This is a genomic window from Hadarchaeum sp. (SeqCode), assembly GCF_049969415.1.
In the GTDB taxonomy this organism is placed as follows: domain Archaea; phylum Hadarchaeota; class Hadarchaeia; order Hadarchaeales; family Hadarchaeaceae; genus Hadarchaeum.
This window is the reverse complement of sequence record NZ_JBMFOX010000108.1, coordinates 1-1,922: the sequence shown is the minus strand read 5'-3', so window position 1 is coordinate 1,922 and position 1,922 is coordinate 1. Positions and strand designations below refer to the sequence as shown.

The 1,922-nt window shown below is 52.8% G+C and carries 2 protein-coding genes; both read right to left on the bottom strand.

Annotated features, from left to right (window positions below; translation table 11 throughout):
• On the bottom strand, positions 1-377 hold a 377-nt coding region (locus ACP5PX_RS08145), incomplete at its 3' end, for a hypothetical protein (RefSeq protein WP_428085449.1).
• Between the two features lie 160 nt (positions 378-537).
• Positions 538-1,767 (bottom strand): hypothetical protein, encoded by a 1,230-nt coding sequence (locus ACP5PX_RS08140; RefSeq protein WP_428085448.1) that lies wholly within the window; start codon positions 1,765-1,767, stop codon positions 538-540.
• Between the last annotated feature and the right edge of the window lie 155 nt (positions 1,768-1,922).

Sequence of the window (1,922 nt, the reverse complement as noted above, 5' to 3'; positions counted from 1 at the left end):
GAATAATCAGCAGGGGTAGCCCAGTGGTTGAAGGAGCTGCGGAAGGTCCCGCCCAAAAGCGGGATCTCCGCGTTTAACCACATCTTTTGGTAGCGCACCTCTTCCGCACTGAAATACATCTTACCCCAAACGCTGAAATCCCCAAAGCTTCCGCTGATGTAGAAGTTTTGGTACTTGTAGACCCCGCCCGAATAAATTTTCGTTTCGCTTTCCACCCGCCAGCCGGGGGCGAAGACCACGTTCAAGTGCAAGGTGCTTCCGTAGATGCTTGGAGTGGGAAGGATGTTGATGGTGGCATCCCAATCGCCGTAGAAAGAAATGCCCCAAGCCGCTGCCCAAAAGCCCAGGAGCAAAAACCCCAAAATCCCCCTCCGCATAAGACCCCCTTTCCCAAAACTTTTTCTTCCGGTGCTTCGGCGGGCATTATAGCGGATTTTGCCCTTGTAGTCAAGCTTTTTGGTTTTGCCCGAGGGCTTTTGCTGGGCATAAAAAAGCGGGGGCCGGCGCCCCCGCTTCCTTTTTTTCTGGCTTTGGTGCCTAGAACCGAAAGATGAAGCCCATGCTCATTTCGGGAGTCCCAGCGTTGGGCAGAGTAAAAGCTGAGGTAAACGAGAAGTTCGCAAGGAGCGGAACTTCCATGTCTACTACGACCCGAGAAAAGCCGAAAAGGGAGCCGCTGGGCGCAAAGAAGATTGTGGCATCCACTGTGTAGTTAGAGCCGCAACAACCCTGCCCACAAATCCCGAATTTGGCGTACTCCGTTTCATCGCCCTCGAAAACATCACCGATTATTTCTTCAACCTCATCCACCACGTCCGGCGAGAGCACGGTGAGGAATTCCAAGTAATGACACGGTGCTAAGTCGCACCTTATCCTGTAGCCATAGACCTCAATCCCTGTGATGCTCGCCCCCTCCATATGTACGTTGCCGTAGACCTGAACGCACACTTGCCCTACGCCAACCCATTTAGGTTTAATTGAGATTTCTTTGCCGCTCACGGTGAATTTCACTGCAAAATCCAAGGCAAAGCCACAGCAGATAAACGGCACATTTTGAATCTCGAAAAGGACGTACTGGAACCCGGCCTTTGTGAAGTAAAACTTCAAGTCGACCGTAACCCCACAGCAAAGGCCAAGGTCATCGAAGCCAAGGGTTAAGTCGCTGAAGGTGATGCCCCGGCAGCAGTCAGCGAACCGCAAATCCAAGAAAAACGGCGGAGCTTTGGCGGAAAAGAGATAAAGCATGTAAGAGGCCGGGGTTTGTTCAGGCTCGCAACACGGCCACAGGTGCTCCTCATAGTACGGATCAGCCCACTTGGGAATGTACGGGTAAGCCCAATGCTCCAACCGGCCAGTTAGGGTGAGGCCGAACATCGTGCAGTCAAGCTCAAACCAAGACCATTTGTATTCCGGCGGCGAAAGACTGACGGAGGCGCTTTGCGTTGGGCAGTCCTCAGGAAAGTTGATCTCCACCGGGCCCGGATCAGCGGGGTTGAACGCCATTCCCCCGTTTAATTGAAACGGCCCGAACTCCCCATGAAGGGTGACTTCTTGGTTGGTAAACCCTGCGGCTCCAAATGTGGACGTGCCGGAAAACGTCCAAGAACTTATGCCGAACGTCAATGTAAGGGAAGCTTCCTTTAGGCTCACGCTGGGCAGAATGTCCATTTGGGCCTCAAACATGCCGCCAATGGTTATTTGAGCCAGTGCAGGCGCACAAACGCTCAAAAGAAGCGCCCCGAAAACAATTGATGTGCGCAGCTTCATATCCCTCCTCCTTGATCCATCGTTGACCGAACGCTTATAAGCCAACGCCCCAGTCAACCCCACGGAATGAGTCTGCCAAAAGGTGGAGGAATTTCTGTGATGTGGGTCACAGAAACTTGGGACGAGCAAAGGGTGTATATTGGGTGGCATAAAAG

Coding starts and splice junctions, on each gene's coding strand:
- ACP5PX_RS08140 (WP_428085448.1), bottom strand. CDS start 1,767: ATGAAGCTGCGCACATCAATTGTTTTCGGGGCGCTTCTTTTGAGCGTT.